This window comes from Bradyrhizobium sp. 1200_D9_N1_1 (assembly GCF_052075915.1).
Classification (GTDB): Bacteria; Pseudomonadota; Alphaproteobacteria; order Rhizobiales; family Xanthobacteraceae; genus Bradyrhizobium; species Bradyrhizobium diazoefficiens.
Window position 1 is genome coordinate 8,381,268 of sequence record NZ_CP197226.1, and the last position, 17,856, is coordinate 8,399,123.

Below are 17,856 nucleotides of genomic sequence, written 5' to 3' on the forward strand. Positions count from 1 at the left end.
AGCAGATGGCGAGCGACCGTGGCGACAGTTCGCCGCGGCGTCAATGCATCCCGGGATCAAGTCTGGCTTATCGGGGATCCGTCGAGGCCAGGATCATGGTCCAGAACACCTTGTACTTGGTGCCTGGAGCATAGCCCGCCGCGATGCCCAATTTTGTGACACCGCTCTTGAGCATGTTCGCCCGGTGCGGGGGCGAGTCGCGCCAGCCGGAAAACGCTTCCGCCAACGTATGATAGCCGGCCGAGACGTTCTCGACCGCCACGCTGGCCGGATAGCCGCCGGCACTGAGGCGCTTGGCCAGGGGCGCGCGAACGTCATGGTCCATCTTGTTGGCCGCCGCCATCGCCTGGGACTGGGATTCGGCGAGCCGCATCAGGTCGGGGTCGATCACGACGGTGCCGAGCCCATTGTTCTGGCGGTATTGCGAGATCATCACCGCGGCCGCCGGCGCGTCGAGCTTGGCGCCCGGGACCGCCATATCGGCATACATCGACGGCTGCTGGACCGGTGCTTCGTTGCCGGCACAGCCGGCGAGCAGCAAAGTAATGAGTATTGCGGCCGCAGCGCGCATGAATCGGGGCCCCCAAATGAAGGGCCGTTGTTGCATACCAACCGTGGCTGAAAGGTGAATTTTGAGGAAAATCGACGCAAGTCGTTCCGGGGCGATGCGAAGCATCGAACTAGGGTGCGCAATTGCGCACCTGAGAATCTCGAGATTCCCCGGTGCGCAACTGCGCACCTGAGGTCTGGTCCTTCGGACCATCCCGGAACGACGGGGCGTTAACCCGCGAATATCCGGTAGCGGCGGGGCTCGAGGCCGACCCTGTCTCCGGCGCGGAGTTCCCTGTCGCGGGGAGCGTCGATCTCGATGGTTTCGCCGCCGAACAGCGCCACCTCGGCCCGCTGCACCGGGCCGAAATTCCGGACATGCCGCACGGCGCCCTCGAAGGCGCCAGTGCCGGGCGGACCGACCAGCATGTCATGTCGCCGCACGAACAGTCGCGACGCGCCAGGCGCAAGTCCGTCCGCCGCAAGCCGGAGCGGCCGCTCGCCGAGCCGGACCACGCCGTCGTCAATCCTGACCGGGAGCTCGATGGATTCGCCGATGAAGCCGTGGACAAAAGCAGTCGCCGGGCTTTCATAGACGTCTTCGGGCGAGCCGATCTGCTCGATCCTGCCCTTGTCCATCACCACGACGCGGTTGGCGACTTCCAGCGCTTCCTCCTGGTCGTGGGTGACGAAGATCGAGGTGACGTTGATCTCGTGATGCAGCGAGCGCAGCCATTTGCGCAGTTCTTTCCGCACCTTCGCATCGAGCGCGCCGAACGGCTCGTCGAGCAACAGGATGCGCGGCTCGATCGCGAGCGCGCGGGCGAGCGCGATGCGCTGGCGCTGGCCGCCGGAGAGCTGGCTCGGGTAGCGGTCGGCAAGCCAGTCGAGCTGCACGAGATCGAGCAGCTCCTTCACCCGGGCGCGGATCCTGGCTTCCTCTTTCCGGACCGCGCGCGGCTGCACGCGCAGGCCGAAGGCGACGTTCTCGAACACCGTCATGTGGCGGAACAGTGCGTAATGCTGGAACACGAAGCCGACGTGCCGCTCACGCGCGCCCTGCGCCAGCGCGTCCTCGCCGTTGAAGGAGACCTCGCCCGAGTCGGGCCAGTCGAGGCCAGCGATGATGCGCAGCAGCGTGGTCTTGCCGGAGCCCGAAGGCCCGAGCAGCGCCAGCAGCTCGCCATTGTCGACCTTGAGGTTGACGCCATCGAGGGCGGCAAAGCTGCCGAACTTCTTGACGAGATTCCTGACTTCAATGGTCACTTGCGTCCTGTCCTTCGTCCAGATGACGTTCGAGAACGGTCTTTGCGATCAGCGTGATCAGCGCCAGCATCGCCAGCAGCGAGGCGATCGCGAATGCGGCGACGAACTGGTACTCGTTGTAGAGGATCTCGACCAGCAGCGGCATGGTGTTGGTCTCGCCGCGAATATGGCCCGACACGACCGACACCGCACCGAACTCGCCCATCGCGCGCGCGTTGCAGAGCAGGACGCCGTAGAGCACGCCCCATTTGATGTTCGGCAGCGTGACGCGGAAGAAGGTTTGCAGGCCCGAGGCGCCGAGCGAGATCGCGGCTTCCTCTTCCTGCGTGCCCTGCTCCTGCATCAGGGGGATCAGCGCGCGCGCCACGAAGGGGAAGGTCACGAAGGTGGTCGCGAGCGCAATGCCGGGCACAGCGAACAAGATCTGGATGTCGTGATCCCTAAGCCAGCCGCCGAAATAGCCCTGCGCGCCGAACAGCAGCACGAAGACGAGACCCGAGATCACCGGGCTCACCGAGAACGGCAGGTCGATCAGCGTGATCAGGAAGGTCTTGCCGCTGAACTCGAACTTGGCGATGGCCCAGGCGGCGACGAGGCCGAATACGAGATTGAGGCCGACCGAGATCGCGGCGACCAGCAGCGTCAGCTTGATCGCTGACAACGCCTCCGGGTCGGCGAGCGCGGAAAGATAGGCCAGAATGCCTCTCGAGAACGCCTGCGCGAACACGACGACCAGCGGCAACACGACGAAGACGGAGAGGAACAGCACCGCCAGCGTGATGATGGCGATGCGCACCGCGCGCGGTTCGGTGCGAAGGTTGTCCTGCGCGGCCGCCGCATGCGCGCGCGCCCTGGCGTCCGAGGCCGAGAGCGAGACGGAATCTGCCATCTGCATCGTCATCGCATCCGCCCTCAGCGCGCCGGGATCCGGCTCTGCGCCCAGCGCTGGAGCCGGTTGACGGCGAAGATAATGACGAAGGAGACGACGAGCATGACCACCGCAATGGCGGTCGCATCGGCGTAGCGGAATTCGGAGAGCCGGATCACGATCAGCAATGGCGCGATCTCGGAGACGTTCGGCAAATTGCCGGCGATGAAGATCACCGAACCGTATTCACCGACCGCGCGGGCGAAGGCGAGCGCGAGGCCCGCGAGCAGCGCCGGCGCGAGCGAAGGCAGGATCACGCGGATGATGGTCTGCCAGCGGCTCGCGCCCAGGCTGCCCGCGGCCTCCTCGATCTCGGGGTCGAGATCCTGGAGCACCGGCTGCACGGTGCGCACCACGAAGGGGATGCCGATGAAGATCATGGCGACAAAGATGCCGACCGGCGTGAACGCCACCTTGATGCCAAGCGCGGCGAGCGGCGCGCCCAGCCAGCCCTTCTCGGCAAACAGCGCGGTCAGCGCGACGCCGGCGACCGCCGTCGGCAGCGCGAACGGCACGTCGACGATGGCGTCGAACAGGCGCCGGCCGGGAAACCGGTAGCGCACCAACGCCCAGACGATGATGCTGCCCATGACCAGATTGACGCAGGCCGCCGCGAAGGCGAGCCCAAACGAGACCCGCAGCGCATTCAGGGTGCGGCGGCTGGAGAGGATGTTCCAGAACTGCTCGGGGCTCAGCTCGAGCGATTTCAGGAACAGGCCGGCGAGTGGAATCAGGATGATGATGGATAGCCAGGAAAGCGTCAGCCCCATGGTGAGACCGAAGCCCGGCAATGTCCGGCGTCGTGCTGCTACAACTGCGCTCACCAGGCCCCCTGCTACAGCCTCCTAAGACAGCGCCCGATCAGTTCTTGTAGATCTGATCGAAAATGCCGCCGTCGGCAAAATGTTCCTTCTGCGCCTTGGTCCAGCCGCCGAAAACGTCGTCGATCGTGAACAGCTCGACCTTGGCGAACGAGTTTTCATACTTTTTGGCGATCGCGGCATCGCGCGGACGGTAGAAATTGCGCGCGGCGATCTCCTGGCCTTCTCTGGTGTACCAGTACTGAAGGTAGGCATCGGCGGCGTTGCGGGTGCCTTTTTTATCGGCGACCTTGTCGACGATCGCGACCGGCGGTTCGGCCAGGATCGATAGCGGCGGCGCCACGATCTCGAATTTTTCCGGACCGAATTCCTTGAGCGCGAGATAGGCCTCGTTCTCCCAGGCGAGCAGCACGTCGCCGACGCCGCGCTCGACGAAGGTCACGGTGGCGCCGCGCGCGCCGGTATCGAGCACCGGCACCTGCTGGTAAAGCTTTCCGATGAAATCCTTGGCCTTGTCGGCCGATCCGTATTTCTTTTGCGCAAAGCCCCAGGCCGCCAGATAGTTCCAGCGCGCGCCGCCCGACGTCTTCGGGTTGGGCGTGATCACGGCGACGCCCGGCTTGAGCAGGTCGTCCCAGTCCTTGATGCCCTTCGGATTGCCCTTGCGCACCAGGAACACGATGGTGGACGTGTAGGGTGATGAATTCTGCGGCAGACGCTTTTGCCAGTCGGCCGTAATGAGGCCCTTGCTCGCGATCGCATTGATGTCATAGGCGAGCGCGAGCGTCACCACATCGGCCTGCAATCCGTCGATCACCGCGCGCGCCTGCGATCCGCTGCCGCCATGCGACTGCTTGATCTCGACGCTCTTGCCGGTTTCCTTCTGATAGGCGTTCACGAACGCCTTGTTGAACTCGCCATAGAGCTCGCGCGTCGGATCGTACGACACGTTCAGAAGATTGATGTCAGCAGCGAGAGCCGAGCTTGCCAAGAAGCCTGTCGCCAGGAGGCCTGCCGCGAGCAGAACGATACGGCGCATCATGTCCATCTCCATTCACCTCAGCGACGTCGATGTCGCCGATGGCACACGGGCATAACTCGGGACAAACCGCTCCTAAGTCAACGGAACCGGATTTTCTTGTTCGCGGCGTCGCAGCCTGACTGTGCTACGAAGTCTTCATCGTGTGGATGCCGCATTCTGTCTTGGCCCGGCCGCGCCAGCGACCGGCGCGTGCATCCTCGCCTTCGGCCGTTCTGCTGGTGCAAGGCATACACCCAACCGACAGGAAACCGGAGGCGGCCAGTGGATGACGCGGCAATTTGGCGCGGACGAAAATCGCCTCGAGTTCCTCGCGCGAAACGTTGGCGAAGGGGTTGAACTTCAACCGCGCGCCGTCGTCCTCGACCACCGGAATGTCGGCGCGCGCATTGCCCTGGAAGCGCTTGCGGCCGTTGATCCAGGCGTCGAACGGCTTCAGCGCGCGCGCCAGCGGCTCCACCTTGCGGATGCGGCAGCAGGCGTCGGGATCGGAGAACCAGAGGTCGCGGTCGGGATCCTCGCGCGACAGCGTCTCCTCCGCCGGCCTGATCGAGCGGACGTCCTTGAGCCCCAGCGTCGCGATCAGCATGTCGCGATAGGCGAGCGTCTCCTCGAACAGCCAGCCGGTGTCGAGGAAGATCACGGGGATCGACGGATCGACGTCCGCCATCACCTTCAGAAGCGTCGCCGATTCCGTGCCGAAGGACGACACCAGCGCAAGCTTGTCGCGGCCGACCGCCTTCAGGGCCGCGGCGATGACCTCCGCGGGCGAGGCATCGCGCAAGGCGCGATCGAGTTCCGCGGCAGAGGGCAGCGCGGAAACGGACACAGGAGATACCTGAGGCGCAATTGCGTTCACGTGCCGACACCTTCTGAATGACGCAACTGCATGCGCCGGTGCAGCGCCGTGATCCGGCCGTCGCCGGTCGGCTGGTAGAACACCGAATAACGCTTTGCGGTCTGCATGAACGCTTCCGCGTCGGCCTGCTTCTTGACCTCGAAGGAATCGAAGCCCGCACGCAGCATGAACACGAACTGGTCGCGCAGCACCTGCCCGGTGGCACGCAGCTCACCGCGATAGTTGTAGCGCTCGCGCAGCAGCCGCGCCTGACTGTAGGCGCGTCCGTCGCGGAAGCTCGGAAACACCAGCGCAACGGCGGCGACCTTGCCGAGATACGGCACGAGCTCGTCGATGTCGCGATTGTTCGGCCAGATCACGCCGACCTTGCCGGCACGCTTGAGCAACGCATCGGCCTCACCGACGAAACGCTCGGCCGGCACCAGGATGTCGCCGCCCTCCGGCAGCGGCGTGTCGACCGCCAGCTTGACGAAGCTGTCGTCGACGATTTTTCCGCCGTTAACGAGTGGCATAGACGCGCTCCTTGAAGGGTTCGACGCCAAGGCGCTTCACCGTGTCGATGAACAGCTCCTCCGGGCGCGCGCGCAGCGCGAGATAGGCTTCCACGATGTCCTCGACGACGTCGGCGACCTCGTCGAACTTGACGCCGGGGCCGATCAGATTGCCGAGCGCGGCGCCCTCGTCGGCGCGGCCGCCGATGGTGATCTGATAGACCTCCTCGCCGTTCTTCTCGACGCCAAGAATGCCGATATGGCCGACATGGTGATGGCCGCAGGCATTGATGCAGCCGGAGATGTTGATGTGCAGCCGGCCGATCAGGTTGGCGAGCTCGTGGTTGGCGAAGCGCCGCGTCAGCTCCTGCGCGATCGGGATCGAGCGCGCATTCGCCAGCGAGCAATAGTCGAGCCCCGGGCAGGCGATGATGTCGGTGATCAGATTGACGTTCGGGGTCGCCAACCCGAGCTTGTCGAGCGCTTTCCACAGCGCCGGCAGGTCGCGCTTGGCGACATGCGGCAGCGCCAGATTCTGCTCGTGACCGACGCGGATTTCGCCGAACGAATATCTGTCGGCGAGATCGGCGAGCGCATCCATCTGCTCGGCGGTGGCATCACCCGGAGGTGCGCCGATCGGCTTCAGCGAGATCGTGACGATGGAATAGCCCGGGTTCTTGTGCGGGGCGACGGAGTTCTTGCGCCACGCCTCGAACTCGGGATCGGCCGCGGCCTGCCGCAGCTCGTCCGGCATGTGCGGCAGCTTCTCGTAAGCGGGATAGATGAAGCGCGAGCGGATGTCCTCGATCACCTCGTCGTCGATCTGGAGCGAGGAGTTGCGGATGTGCTGCCACTCCTCCTCGACCTCGCGGGAGAATTTCTCGATGCCGAGCTCGTGCACCAGGATCTTGATCCGGGCCTTGTAGATGTTGTCGCGGCGTCCGTACTGATTGTAGACGCGCAGGATGGCCTCGATGTAGCTCAGGAGATCGCGGCCGTGCACGAAGTGCTTGATGGTCTTGCCGATGAACGGCGTGCGGCCGAGACCGCCGCCGACCAGGACCTCGAAGCCGGTTTCGCCCTTCTCGTTCTTGATCAGGCGCAGGCCGATATCGTGGACCTTGATCGCGGCACGGTCGTGGTCCGACGCGGTGATCGCGATCTTGAACTTGCGCGGCAGGAACGAGAATTCCGGATGCAGCGTGGTGTGCTGGCGGATCAGCTCCGACCAGATGCGGGGATCCTCGATCTCACCGGGCGCGACGCCGGCCCACTGGTCCGAGGTGACGTTGCGCATGTTGTTGCCGGAGGTCTGCATCGCGTGGATGCCGACCTCGGCGAGATCGGCCAGCGCGTCCGGCAGGTCCGACAGCTTGATCCAGTTGAACTGGATGTTCTGGCGCGTGGTAAAATGGCCGTAGCCGCGGTCGTATTTGCGCGCGACATGGGCAAGCGCCCGCAACTGGTTCGACGCCAGCGTGCCGTAGGGAATCGCGACGCGAAACATGTAGGCGTGGAGTTGCAGATAGACGCCGTTCTGCAAGCGCAGCATCTTGAATTCGTCTTCGGTGAGCTCGCCCGAGAGACGGCGCTGCACCTGGTCGCGGAATTCCGAGACGCGCTCGTTGACCAGCGTGCGGTCGATTTCGTCGTAAGCGTACATGAAGAATGCCTTACAGCTCTGCCAACATTCAGACGGGCAAGCCGATCGTCACGCCATCGCGGCGAATCTGCTCACGCAGATTACCCGGCAGGATCTTGCCGGCCTCGTCGACTTGCACCGGCGCGATATAGGGGCCGATCGCGCCGACGTCATCGGCCACGGCCTCGGCGAGCAACGCTTTCGCTTCGTCCGAGTTTCGCACGATCGCGGCATCCGTCAGTTCCACGGACCAGCCCCTGGCAGCCGTGCGATAGACGACGACGCCGTCCCAGGTCCGGTTGGCGGTCACAACGGAGGGACCCGTAATTTTCAGCTTTTGTTGCAGAGGAGAGGTCATTCGGCAGCATCCAATAGGTCGGAGATGATTTGCTTGGGTGTCTGGCGGCGAAGCGAGCCGGCATGCCGGACCACGTCGCCGATGATGAGCATGGCAGGACCGCCATGGGTCCGCCGCACGAGCTCGGGAAGATCGCGCAGCGTGCCGATCGCGCCTTGCGCATCGGGCCGCGTGACGCGGGCGAACACGCCGACCGGCGTTTCGGGCGAGCGGCCGGCGGCGAACAGGCCTGCGCGCACGGCCGGTGCCGCGGTCATGCCCATGTAGACCACGACGGTCATCTTGGTGTCGGTGAGCGTCGACCAGTCCACGGCTTCCGCATCGCGCGCCCTGTGCGCGGTGAGGAAGGTGATGCGGGTCGCTTCATGACGATAGGTGAGCGGCACCTCGAAATCGGCGGCGCCGCCGAGCCCGGCGGTGATGCCGGGAATGATCGAATAGGCAACGCCCGCCGAGCGCAGCGCTTCGACCTCTTCGCCGCCGCGGCCGAACACGAAGGGATCGCCGCCCTTCAGCCGCACCACGCGCTGACCTGACTGCGCGGCCTCGATCATGCGCGTGTTGATGGCGTCCTGGCCGATGCCGGGCTTGCCGACGCGGCGGCCGACCGCAACGCGCGTCGTGTCGCGGCGGATGCGATCGAGAATTTCGCGCGAGACCAGCTCGTCATGGAAGACGATGTCGGCGTCCTGGAGCGCGCGCAGCGCCTTGATAGTGAGAAGATCGGGATCGCCCGGACCGGCGCCGACCAGCGCAACGGAGCCTTCCGGCTTGTCGGCACGCGCGAACGCGGCGGGATCGGCAATGGCCTTGAGCGCCGCGTCCGCCTCGCCCTTGCGGCCGGCGAGCACGGCACCACCGATCGGGCCGTCGATGACGCGCTCCCAGAAGCGGCGGCGCAGCGGAAACTCGGCAATGCGCTCGTTGATGGATTTGCGGAAGTCGCCGATGAACTCGGCGAGCTCGCCGATGCGCGCAGGCAGCAGCGCCTCGATCTTCTCGCGCACGCGCCGCGCCACCACCGGAGAGGTGCCGCCGGTGCCGACCGCGACCACGACATCGCCGCGATCGACGATGGCCGGGAAGATGAAGCTGGAATGCTCGAGATCGTCCATGACGTTGACCGGCAGGCCGAGCGCCTTCGCCCGCGCCGACATCGCAACGCCGACATCGCCCGCCCCGGCGCAGACGATCGCGATGACGCCTGAGAGATCGGCGATGAGCGGATCGCCGGTCGCGATGTCGACGCGCGCCGCGTCCTCGGAGCTAAGGCCCATGTCCTGATTGCCGTCGATCGCGTGCACGCGGATGCGCGCACCGGCCGCAGTGAGCACGCGCAGCTTGGCGCGCAAAAGCTCACCCGCACCGATGAGGACCACCGGACCGGCCTTGAGATCGAGGAACACCGGCAAGAACCGCATACGATACTCGCTTCCCCCACTTCCGGGGTTGACTGGAATTATTTTCTATATATGTGTCGTTTCGAGCGCGCAAAGAGAAAATTTTTTCTTCTCTCCTGCGCTGCAACTATAGAATTTTCGCCTCCAAACGCAAAGTGGCAGAGATGCATCTTCTCAAGGACGATTCCGCAGCTGTCGGAGTGAGCAGCCCCGCCCTCACCGGGCGCTCGGGCTCGCAAGAATTTTCTGCTGATGTTGCGCCCAGCATGGACCATCTGGACCAGCTCGAGGCGCAGAGCATCTACATTTTCCGCGAGGCCTTCGCCCGTCTGAAGAAGATCGCCCTGCTGTGGTCGCTCGGCAAGGACTCCAACGTCATGATCTGGCTGGCGCGCAAGGCGTTCTTCGGCCGCATGCCGTTCCCGGCCCTCCATGTCGACACCGGCAAGAAGTTTCCGGAGATGTATCGCTTCCGCGATCATTACGGGAAGGAGTGGGATCTCGACCTACGCGTCGAGCCCTGCCCGCCCATCGATGCCGTCGACCCAACGCTGCCGCCGGCCGCCCGTTCCGCTGCGCGCAAGACCGAAGGCCTCAAGATGGCACTCGGCAAATACGGCTTCGACGGCCTGATCGCCGGCATCCGCCGCGACGAGGAGGCCACCCGCGCCAAGGAGCGCGTGTTCTCGCCGCGCGGTCTCGAAGGCAATTGGGACGTGCGCGACCAGCCGCCTGAGTTCTGGGATCATTTCAACGCCTCGCCGCCGCAAGGCGCGCATTTGCGCATCCATCCGATCCTGCATTGGACCGAGGCCGACATCTGGGCCTACACCAAGCGCGAGAACATCCCGATCATCCCGCTCTATCTGTCGCAAAACGGCAAGCGCTACCGCTCGCTGGGCGATCAGGACATCACCAATCCGGTGAATTCGACTGCGTCGACCATCGAGGAGATCCTGGTCGAGCTCGAGCAGACCAAGGTGCCGGAGCGCGCGGGACGCGCGCTCGACCACGAGACCGAAGACGCCTTCGAGCGTCTGCGCGTCGCCGGCTATCTCTGACCTCAGGACGCAACGCGGCCATGAACATGATCGTCACCCCCGCTTCGCCCGCGACCCCGAACGGCACCACGCGCCCGCAGGTCCGCATCGTCATCGTCGGCCATGTCGACCACGGCAAGTCGACGCTGGTCGGCCGCCTCCTGCACGAGACCGGCAGCCTGCCCGACGGCAAGCTGGAGATGCTGAAGGCCGTCAGCGCGCGGCGCGGCATGCCGTTCGAATGGTCGTTCCTGCTCGACGCGCTCCAGACCGAGCGCGACCAGGGCATCACCATCGACACCACGCAGATCCGCTTCCGCACCAATTCGCGCGACATCGTGCTGATCGACGCGCCCGGCCATGCCGAATTCCTGCGCAATATGATCACCGGCGCCTCGCAGGCCGACGGCGCGGTGCTGATCATCGACGCGCTCGAGGGCGTGCGCGACCAGACCAGGCGGCACGGCTATCTCCTGCATCTGCTCGGCGTGAAGCAGGTTGCGATCGTCGTCAACAAGATGGACCGCGTGGATTTCTCCGCCGATCGCTTCCAGGCGATCAGCGACGAGATTTCCGCGCATCTCAACGGCCTCGGCGTGACGCCGACGGCCGTGATCCCGATCTCCGCGCGCGACGGTGATGGCGTCGCGACGCGCACCGACCGCATCGGCTGGTACAAGGGACCGACCGTGGTCGAGGCGCTGGACCAGCTCGAGCCGGCGCGCCCGCTGGAAGCGCTGGCGCTGCGGCTGCCGGTGCAGGCGATCTACAAGTTCGACGACCGCCGCATCGTGGCGGGCCGCATCGAATCCGGCAGCCTGGTTGCCGGCGACGAGATCGTGATCATGCCGGCCGGCAAGATCGCCAAGATCAAGACGGTCGAGAGCTGGCCGGCGACGCCGATTGCCGGACGGCAGGGCGCGGGCCGCTCGGTCGGCATCACGCTCGACCGCGAATTGTTCATCGAGCGCGGCGACATCGTCGCGCATGCGGGCAGTGCCCCGCGCGAGACGCGCCGCTTGCGCGCGCGCATCTTCTGGCTGCACGACAAGCCGCTGGCCAAGGGCGACCAGCTCCTGGTCCGCTGCGGGCCGAAGGAAAGCCGCGCCACCGTGGTGGCGATCGAGAAGGCGGTCGATCCGGGCGAATTGTCGAGCGTCGAGAACAAGGCGATCGGCCGCAACCATGTCGGCGAGATCGACATCTCTCTTTCGAATCCGATCGCCACCGATCCCTACACCGAGAATCCGCGCACCGGACGTCTGGTGATCGAGGTCTCCGGGCGCATCGCCGGCGGCGGTCTCGTGCTGTCGGTCGATGCCGGCCAGCGCGCCGTGCCGGTCGACATCGTGCCGGTGGAATCGGCGCTCCGCCCCGACGAGCGCTCTGCGCGCTATCAGCACAACGGCGCCGTGGTCTGGCTCACCGGCCTGCCGGCCTCCGGCAAGTCGACGCTGGCGAAGGCGCTGGAGCGGCGGCTGTTCACCAATGGCGGCTCGCCGATCCTGCTCGACGGCGACACGCTGCGGGCTGGACTCAACAACGATCTCGGCTTCTCCGCGTCCGACCGCAGCGAGAACATCCGCCGTCTCGCCGAGGTCGCGACGCATCTCGCCCGCAACGGCCACATCGCGATCGTCGCCGCCGTCTCGCCCGCCCGCGAGGACCGCGCCACCGCGCGCCGCATTGCCGACACCGCGTTCCGCGAGATCCACGTCGCGACACCGGCCGGCGTCTGCGAGGAGCGCGATCCGAAGGGCCATTACAAGAAGGCCCGCGCCGGCGCGCTGGCGTCGTTCACCGGCATCGGCAACGACTACGAGACGCCGCAAGCGGCCGAGCTCGTGATCGACACGTCGACACGGACGGTCACTGAAGCCGCCGACGAGATTGAGCAGATGCTGAAGACCACCGGCGTGCTGTTCGACGAAGTCGTGGATCTCGCCGCGAATATTTGAGGCGAGTGCTTTCCACGAGACGCCGCGCTCTGTCTCCACGCTCTCCCGCGTTCCCTCCCCCCCTTGCGGGGGAGGGCTAGGGAGAGGGGTCCACACAGGGACTCCCTCCAGCGGGCGAAAGTTCTTCTCGCCGACCTGGGCTACCCCTCTCCCCCGCCCTCCCCCGCAAGGGGGGAGGGAGCGCAGTTGTGCGCTTGGCGCCCAGCCGGGCTCAAGCGTTTGTAAAACGAGCCGGCCCGCCCACCGCTTCTTGACATTTTGACAACCCCCCAGGGGTCTTCTCACCGCCCCGATTTTGGGGCTAATAGGTCCCGAAAGCCGCCCCCTGTGGGCGCATTTTGCTGCTGTCGGGTCAAAAGCAGCCAAAAAACAGCCATTTCCAACAAGAAAGCCCATCATGAAACGCGTCGACGCCCACGGATTGAAGATCGCTCCTGTTCTGTTTGACTTCATCGCCAAGGAAGCGGCCCCGAAAACGGGGATCGCGCCGGATGCGTTCTGGGCCGGGGTTGCCGCCATCATCAAGGACCTTGGGCCGAAGAACCGGGCGCTGCTGGCGTTGCGCGACGCGCTACAGGCCAAGATCGACGACTGGCATCGCGCCAACAAGGGCAAGGCGTTCGACCTCAATGCCTATACCGCCTTCCTGAAGGAGATCGGCTATCTCGTCCCGGAGCCGGCGACGCAGAAGGTCGAGACCGCCAATGTGGACGAGGAGATCGGCAAGATCTGCGGCCCGCAGCTCGTCGTCCCCCTCACCAATGCGCGCTATGCGCTGAACGCGGCGAACGCACGCTGGGGCTCGCTCTATGACGCCTTCTACGGCACCGACGCGATCCCGCACGATCCGTCCGAGAGCGGCAAGGGTTACAACAAGGCGCGCGGCGACAAAGTGATCGCGAAGGCCAAGGCCTTCCTCGACGCCGCCGTGCCGCTCGCGACTGGCAGCCACACCGACGTCACCGCCTACAGCATCGTCGCGGGCCAGCTCGCGGTGAAGCTGAAGAGCGGCAATGCGACCGCGCTGAAGAACGCCGCGCAGTTCGCCGGCTTCCAGGGCGATGCGGCCGCGCCGAGCGCGGTGCTGCTCGTCAACAACGGCCTGCATGTCGAGGTGACGATCAACCGCAACAGCGCGATCGGCAAGGACGATCCCGCCGGCGTCGCCGACATGGTCATGGAGGCCGCGGTCTCGACCATTCTCGACATGGAGGACTCGGTTGCCGCGGTCGACGCCGAGGACAAGGTGCTGGTCTACCGCAACACGCTCGGCCTGATGAACGGCACGCTCTCGGCCGACTTCGAGAAGGGCGGCAAGACGCTGACCCGTTCGCTCAACGCCGACCGCAGCTACAAGACGCCGGACGGCAAGGGCGAGGTGAAATTGCACGGCCGCAGCCTGCTGCTGATGCGCAATTGCGGTCACCACATGTTTACCGACGCGGTGCTGGACGAAAGGGGCGAGGAGGTCCCGGAGGGCCTGCTCGACGCCGCCGTCTCCGGCCTGCTTGCGATCCACGACCTCAAGGGCAATTCGAAGGTCAAGAACAGCCGCACGGGATCTGCCTATATCGTCAAGCCGAAGATGCACGGCCCGGACGAGGTGTCGTTCACGTGCGAGATTTTCGACCGCGTCGAGAAGATGCTCGGCCTGCCGGAGAATACGCTCAAGGTCGGCATCATGGACGAGGAGCGGCGCACCACCGTCAACCTCAAGGCCTGCATCCAGCGCGCCTCCAAGCGCATCATGTTCATCAACACCGGCTTCCTCGACCGCACCGGCGACGAGATCCACACCTCGATGGAAGCCGGCCCCATGATCCGCAAGAACGAGATGAAGGCGCAGGCCTGGATCAAGGCCTACGAGGACTGGAACGTCGACATGGGCCTGATCGACGGCCTTCCCGGCCACGCCCAGATCGGCAAGGGCATGTGGGCCGCGCCCGACAAGATGGCGGACATGCTTGCGCAGAAACTCGCCCATCCGCAGGCCGGCGCCACCACCGCCTGGGTCCCCTCGCCGACCGCCGCGACGTTGCACGCGCTGCACTACCACCAGGTCAACGTCATCGCGCGCCAGGAGGAGCTGACCAAGGGCGGACCGCGCGCGAAGCTGTCCGACATCCTCACCATTCCGGTGTCGAAGTCGAACTGGGCGCCCGACGACGTCAAGCAGGAGATCGACAACAACTGCCAGGGCATCCTCGGCTATGTCGTGCGCTGGATCGACCAGGGCGTCGGCTGCTCCAAGGTGCCCGACATCCACGACGTCGGCCTGATGGAAGACCGCGCCACCTTGCGCATCTCCAGCCAGCACCTCGCCAACTGGCTGCACCAGGGCGTGATCACCGAGGCGCAGGTGATGGAATCGCTGAAGCGCATGGCCGTCGTCGTCGACAAGCAGAACGCGGGCGATGCCATCTACAAGCCGATGGCGCCCGCCTTCGACGGCGTCGCTTTCAAGGCCGCCTGCGACCTGATCTTCAAGGGCCGCGAGCAGCCGAACGGCTACACCGAGTACATCCTCACCGCGCGCCGCCGCGAGGCGAAGGCGGCGGGCTAGGCCCGGTCACCGAAATGTCAAAAGCCCCGGCGCGAGCCGGGGCTTTTTTGTTGGGCGAAACGTCGCGGCGCGAGGAGGAACGGCTGCGCACCGCTCGCGTTGTCGGGCCATCAACCAACGGGAGATGGTCATGGATTGGAACCGCATCGAAGGAAACTGGAAGCAGTTCAAGGGATCGGCCAAGGAGAAGTGGGCCAAGCTCACCGACGACGACCTCAAACTGATCGAGGGTCGTCGCGAGCAGCTCGAAGGCCGGCTGCAGGAACGTTACGGCAAGGCCAAGGACCAGGTTCGTCAGGACGTCGACGACTGGCTCAAGACGCTGCACTAGCGTGCTCGGGAACGCAGACCAAGCCCCGGCTTTCGCCGGGGCTTTTCATTTCGAAGCATCGTAGCGGCGCGCCCGCTAGAATACCGTGAGATATTTCAACAGCGACACCACACCAATGATGATGACGACCACGCGCGCGATCTGCTTGGCGCGGCCGTCCATCGGCAACATGTTGATGAGATAGAGCACGAGAATGACGACGAGAAAGGTGACGAGTACGCCGACCAGCATCGCGAGGCCCCCTTCAGGCAGATTGCTAACGATAACCTAACGCCTGTCTCGCGCGACGGTTCCACCCGGGCAACCCATTGCAACTTCTAGTAAATGCGCACTTCTACCGGCAGGCCGGCTGCCTAAAACTTTACCCTTTTCCTTTCAGATGCAGAAACCGTTTGAGCCCCTGAAGCGCAAACGGCGTGCGATTGCCGATCTGCCGCGCCCCCGTTTGCCGATGTTGCCGGGCGTCTTCACGAAATTTGCAATGGGAATTTGGGGGGACTTCGATGCTCTATCGTCTGACCGTATCCGCGCTGCTGAAGGCGGTGATCGCGATCACGTCGGTCTGTGTGGTGATCGCGCTCTCGCTCACCGCCTATGAATCCTGGGATCGCCTCAAGACCGCCAACCGCATTTCGCAGATCGCCGACGCTTCCGCCGATCTGTTCAAGGCGATGCACAATCTGCGCACCGACCGCTCGACCACCAACCGGCTCCTGAACGCGACCGAGCCGATGGATTCCGAGATCGAGAAGTATTTGCGTGCGCTGCGCGATGCGCAGATGCCAGCGATGGCACATGCGCTGGAGCTGCTGCCGAACATCGACTTCTCGCAATCAGGCACGCTGGTGCCGGAGCTCGCGCGCCTCAACAAGCTGCTGATCGAGGAGCAGAAGCAGTTCTGGGAGGACGTGGCCAAGCCCAAGGACCAGCGCCGCGCGGGCCTGCCGAAGGAGTATATGGAGACGACGCAAGGCCTGCTCGAGACGCTCGACAAGCTCTCGAACGTCCTCGCCGCCACCGTCAACCACCAGGACGCCGTGATCGACCAGCTACTGTCGATCAAGCAGAACGCCTGGCTGCTGCGCAACACCGCGGGCGAAGCCTCGCTGATCGTCTCGATCGGTCTTGCCGCCGGCAAGATCACCCCCGAAGCCCGGTACAACTACACCCAACATGTCGGCGGCACGTCGGCGATGTGGAAGGCGCTGGAATTGACGACCTCGGGCATGCAGTTGCCGCCGGCGCTTGCCTCCGCCCTGGCCGCGGCCAAGACCGCCTATTTCGAGCCGCAATATCTCGCGCTGCGAGACCGTCTCGCGGACACGCTGGTCAAGGGCGAGAAAGCCGAGATGACCGCCAACCAGTGGAGCCCGGTCACCGTCGGCCGTCTCTCCAGCGCGGTCGCGGTGGCGGAAGCCGCTCTCGATGCCGCCAAGAGCCATACGCTGGAACAGCGCTCCGCAGCTCAACGCGCACTCGTCATGCAGCTCGCACTTCTGGCGCTCGCCGTCGGCCTCGCCGTCGGTGCCATCATGCTGGTCAACCGCCGCGTCATCCATCCGCTCAACACCATGCGCGATGCCATGCTAAAGGTCGCCGGCGGCGACCTTGCCGTGGACAGCGGCTATCTCGACCGCAAGGACGAGATCGGCGCGCTCGCCGGCGCGCTGGAGGCGTTCAAGCAGCAAGCGACCGACAAACTCAAGATCGAAGAGCAGGAGCGCGCGCGCAATGCGGGCGCTTCGGCCCGCCAGCGCGCGATCGAGGTCTATGTCGGCGAGTTCGAGGACGCGGTGCGCAAGACGCTCGGCGAATTGAGCGAGGCCTCCGGCAAGATGCGCAAGACCTCGGGCGATCTGTCCGCGGTGTCGCGCCAGACCAACGACCGCGTGCAAGTCGCCGGCAAGGCCTCCAACGATGCCTCCATGAGCGTCGACAGCGTGGCGGCCGCCGCCGAGGAGCTCTCCGCCTCGATCAACGACATCAGCCAGCAGGCCGCCCATGCCGCGGGTATCGCCGGTCGCGCCGTCACCCAGGCGCGCGAAACCGACGGCACCGTGCAGGGCCTGGCAAAATCCGCCGGACGCATCGGCGAGGTCGTCGGCCTCATCAACACCATTGCGGCGCAGACCAATTTGCTGGCGCTCAACGCCACGATCGAGGCGGCGCGCGCCGGCGAAGCCGGCCGCGGCTTTGCCGTGGTCGCCTCCGAGGTGAAGTCGCTGGCGAGCCAGACGGCCAAGGCCACCGAGGAAATCTCCGAGCAGATCGCCGACATCCAGCGGGTGGCCGGCGACGCCATCAACGCAATCCAGACCATCGGCGGCATCATCGGCGAGGTGAACGAGGTCGCGACCGCGATCGCGGCCGCCGTGCAGGAGCAGGGTGCGGCGACGCAGGAGATCACCCGCAGCACGCAATTTGCGGCGCAGGGCACCAGGAACGTCTCCGACAACATCACCGGCGTCAGAGCCGATGCGGATGCCGCCGCAGCCGCCGCGGACAACGTCAAACACGCCTCCGAGACGCTGGAGAGCCAAAGCCGCCAGCTCGGCGAGGACGTCACCGGCTTCCTTGGCAAGATCCGCGCGGCTTAGGCTTCATAGGCGCG

At 65.3% G+C, this 17,856-nt stretch carries 16 protein-coding genes; 5 read left to right on the forward strand and 11 right to left on the reverse strand.

Annotated elements, in window-relative coordinates; all coding sequences use genetic code 11:
* Window positions 1-67 precede the first annotated feature (67 nt).
* The 10 genes from AB5K84_RS39575 to cysG form a co-directional block, all read right to left on the reverse strand.
* Window positions 68-571, reverse strand: a complete 504-nt coding sequence (locus AB5K84_RS39575) for a CAP domain-containing protein (RefSeq protein WP_038965381.1) — start codon at window positions 569-571, stop codon at window positions 68-70.
* 209 nt (window positions 572-780) lie between these two features.
* Window positions 781-1,815, reverse strand: a complete 1,035-nt coding sequence (locus tag AB5K84_RS39580) for a sulfate/molybdate ABC transporter ATP-binding protein (RefSeq protein ID WP_011084301.1) — start codon at window positions 1,813-1,815, stop codon at window positions 781-783.
* Complete coding sequence (cysW, locus tag AB5K84_RS39585; RefSeq protein ID WP_011084300.1) at window positions 1,805-2,716, reverse strand: sulfate ABC transporter permease subunit CysW; 912 nt, start codon at window positions 2,714-2,716, stop codon at window positions 1,805-1,807. The genes AB5K84_RS39580 and cysW overlap by 11 nt, the downstream gene beginning before the upstream one ends.
* 11 nt (window positions 2,717-2,727) lie before the next feature.
* Entirely contained in the window at window positions 2,728-3,534 is an 807-nt protein-coding gene (cysT, locus tag AB5K84_RS39590) for a sulfate ABC transporter permease subunit CysT (protein ID WP_162494196.1), read from the reverse strand.
* Window positions 3,535-3,604: 70 nt separating this feature from the next.
* Complete coding sequence (locus tag AB5K84_RS39595) at window positions 3,605-4,606, reverse strand: sulfate ABC transporter substrate-binding protein (protein WP_038965384.1); 1,002 nt, start codon at window positions 4,604-4,606, stop codon at window positions 3,605-3,607.
* A 124-nt stretch (window positions 4,607-4,730) separates the two neighbouring features.
* Window positions 4,731-5,462 (reverse strand): phosphoadenylyl-sulfate reductase, encoded by a 732-nt coding sequence (locus AB5K84_RS39600; RefSeq protein ID WP_011084297.1) that lies wholly within the window; start codon window positions 5,460-5,462, stop codon window positions 4,731-4,733.
* Window positions 5,459-5,974 (reverse strand): DUF934 domain-containing protein, encoded by a 516-nt coding sequence (locus AB5K84_RS39605; RefSeq protein WP_011084296.1) that lies wholly within the window; start codon window positions 5,972-5,974, stop codon window positions 5,459-5,461. Before AB5K84_RS39605 ends, AB5K84_RS39600 begins: the two co-directional genes overlap by 4 nt.
* On the reverse strand, window positions 5,961-7,616 hold the full coding sequence (locus tag AB5K84_RS39610) for a nitrite/sulfite reductase (protein ID WP_011084295.1): 1,656 nt from the start codon (window positions 7,614-7,616) through the stop codon (window positions 5,961-5,963). The genes AB5K84_RS39605 and AB5K84_RS39610 overlap by 14 nt, the downstream gene beginning before the upstream one ends.
* 28 nt (window positions 7,617-7,644) lie before the next feature.
* Window positions 7,645-7,953, reverse strand: coding sequence for a DUF2849 domain-containing protein (locus tag AB5K84_RS39615; RefSeq protein ID WP_011084294.1), 309 nt, complete (start codon window positions 7,951-7,953; stop codon window positions 7,645-7,647).
* Window positions 7,950-9,374 carry a siroheme synthase CysG gene (gene cysG, locus AB5K84_RS39620; RefSeq protein ID WP_011084293.1) on the reverse strand — a complete coding sequence of 475 codons (1,425 nt, stop codon included), beginning with the start codon at window positions 9,372-9,374 and terminating at the stop codon, window positions 7,950-7,952. The genes AB5K84_RS39615 and cysG overlap by 4 nt, the downstream gene beginning before the upstream one ends.
* A gap of 245 nt (window positions 9,375-9,619) precedes the next feature.
* Here cysG and cysD point away from each other — a divergent pair, with 245 nt between their 5' ends.
* The 4 genes from cysD (at window position 9,620) to AB5K84_RS39640 (ending at window position 15,245) form a co-directional block, all read left to right on the forward strand.
* Complete coding sequence (gene cysD, locus AB5K84_RS39625) at window positions 9,620-10,414, forward strand: sulfate adenylyltransferase subunit CysD (protein ID WP_011084292.1); 795 nt, start codon at window positions 9,620-9,622, stop codon at window positions 10,412-10,414.
* Window positions 10,415-10,434: 20 nt separating this feature from the next.
* The gene (gene cysC, locus AB5K84_RS39630) at window positions 10,435-12,351 is read left to right on the forward strand and encodes an adenylyl-sulfate kinase (protein WP_011084291.1); all 1,917 of its coding nucleotides are present in this window, start codon (window positions 10,435-10,437) and stop codon (window positions 12,349-12,351) included.
* Between the two features lie 397 nt (window positions 12,352-12,748).
* Window positions 12,749-14,914, forward strand: coding sequence for a malate synthase G (locus AB5K84_RS39635; RefSeq protein WP_011084290.1), 2,166 nt, complete (start codon window positions 12,749-12,751; stop codon window positions 14,912-14,914).
* A gap of 130 nt (window positions 14,915-15,044) precedes the next feature.
* Window positions 15,045-15,245, forward strand: coding sequence for a CsbD family protein (locus AB5K84_RS39640; RefSeq protein ID WP_027544225.1), 201 nt, complete (start codon window positions 15,045-15,047; stop codon window positions 15,243-15,245).
* Window positions 15,246-15,320: 75 nt separating this feature from the next.
* Here AB5K84_RS39640 and AB5K84_RS39645 read toward each other — a convergent pair whose 3' ends face one another.
* Window positions 15,321-15,476: a Thivi_2564 family membrane protein gene (locus AB5K84_RS39645; protein WP_011084288.1), complete on the reverse strand. Its 156-nt coding sequence runs from the start codon at window positions 15,474-15,476 to the stop codon at window positions 15,321-15,323.
* Between the two features lie 272 nt (window positions 15,477-15,748).
* On the opposite strand from AB5K84_RS39645, the gene AB5K84_RS39650 reads away from it, so the two are divergent.
* A complete protein-coding gene (locus AB5K84_RS39650) occupies window positions 15,749-17,842 on the forward strand; it encodes a methyl-accepting chemotaxis protein (protein ID WP_038965374.1) in 2,094 nt (697 codons plus the stop codon).
* Window positions 17,843-17,856 lie beyond the last annotated feature (14 nt).

Coding starts and splice junctions, on each gene's coding strand:
- AB5K84_RS39635 (WP_011084290.1), top strand. CDS start 12,749: ATGAAACGCGTCGACGCCCACGGATTGAAGATCGCTCCTGTTCTGTTT.
- AB5K84_RS39640 (WP_027544225.1), top strand. CDS start 15,045: ATGGATTGGAACCGCATCGAAGGAAACTGGAAGCAGTTCAAGGGATCG.
- cysW (WP_011084300.1), bottom strand. CDS start 2,716: ATGACGATGCAGATGGCAGATTCCGTCTCGCTCTCGGCCTCGGACGCC.
- cysG (WP_011084293.1), bottom strand. CDS start 9,374: ATGCGGTTCTTGCCGGTGTTCCTCGATCTCAAGGCCGGTCCGGTGGTC.
- AB5K84_RS39595 (WP_038965384.1), bottom strand. CDS start 4,606: ATGATGCGCCGTATCGTTCTGCTCGCGGCAGGCCTCCTGGCGACAGGC.
- AB5K84_RS39645 (WP_011084288.1), bottom strand. CDS start 15,476: ATGCTGGTCGGCGTACTCGTCACCTTTCTCGTCGTCATTCTCGTGCTC.
- AB5K84_RS39650 (WP_038965374.1), top strand. CDS start 15,749: ATGCTCTATCGTCTGACCGTATCCGCGCTGCTGAAGGCGGTGATCGCG.
- AB5K84_RS39575 (WP_038965381.1), bottom strand. CDS start 571: ATGCGCGCTGCGGCCGCAATACTCATTACTTTGCTGCTCGCCGGCTGT.
- AB5K84_RS39610 (WP_011084295.1), bottom strand. CDS start 7,616: ATGTACGCTTACGACGAAATCGACCGCACGCTGGTCAACGAGCGCGTC.
- cysC (WP_011084291.1), top strand. CDS start 10,435: ATGAACATGATCGTCACCCCCGCTTCGCCCGCGACCCCGAACGGCACC.
- AB5K84_RS39605 (WP_011084296.1), bottom strand. CDS start 5,974: ATGCCACTCGTTAACGGCGGAAAAATCGTCGACGACAGCTTCGTCAAG.
- AB5K84_RS39615 (WP_011084294.1), bottom strand. CDS start 7,953: ATGACCTCTCCTCTGCAACAAAAGCTGAAAATTACGGGTCCCTCCGTT.
- cysD (WP_011084292.1), top strand. CDS start 9,620: ATGGACCATCTGGACCAGCTCGAGGCGCAGAGCATCTACATTTTCCGC.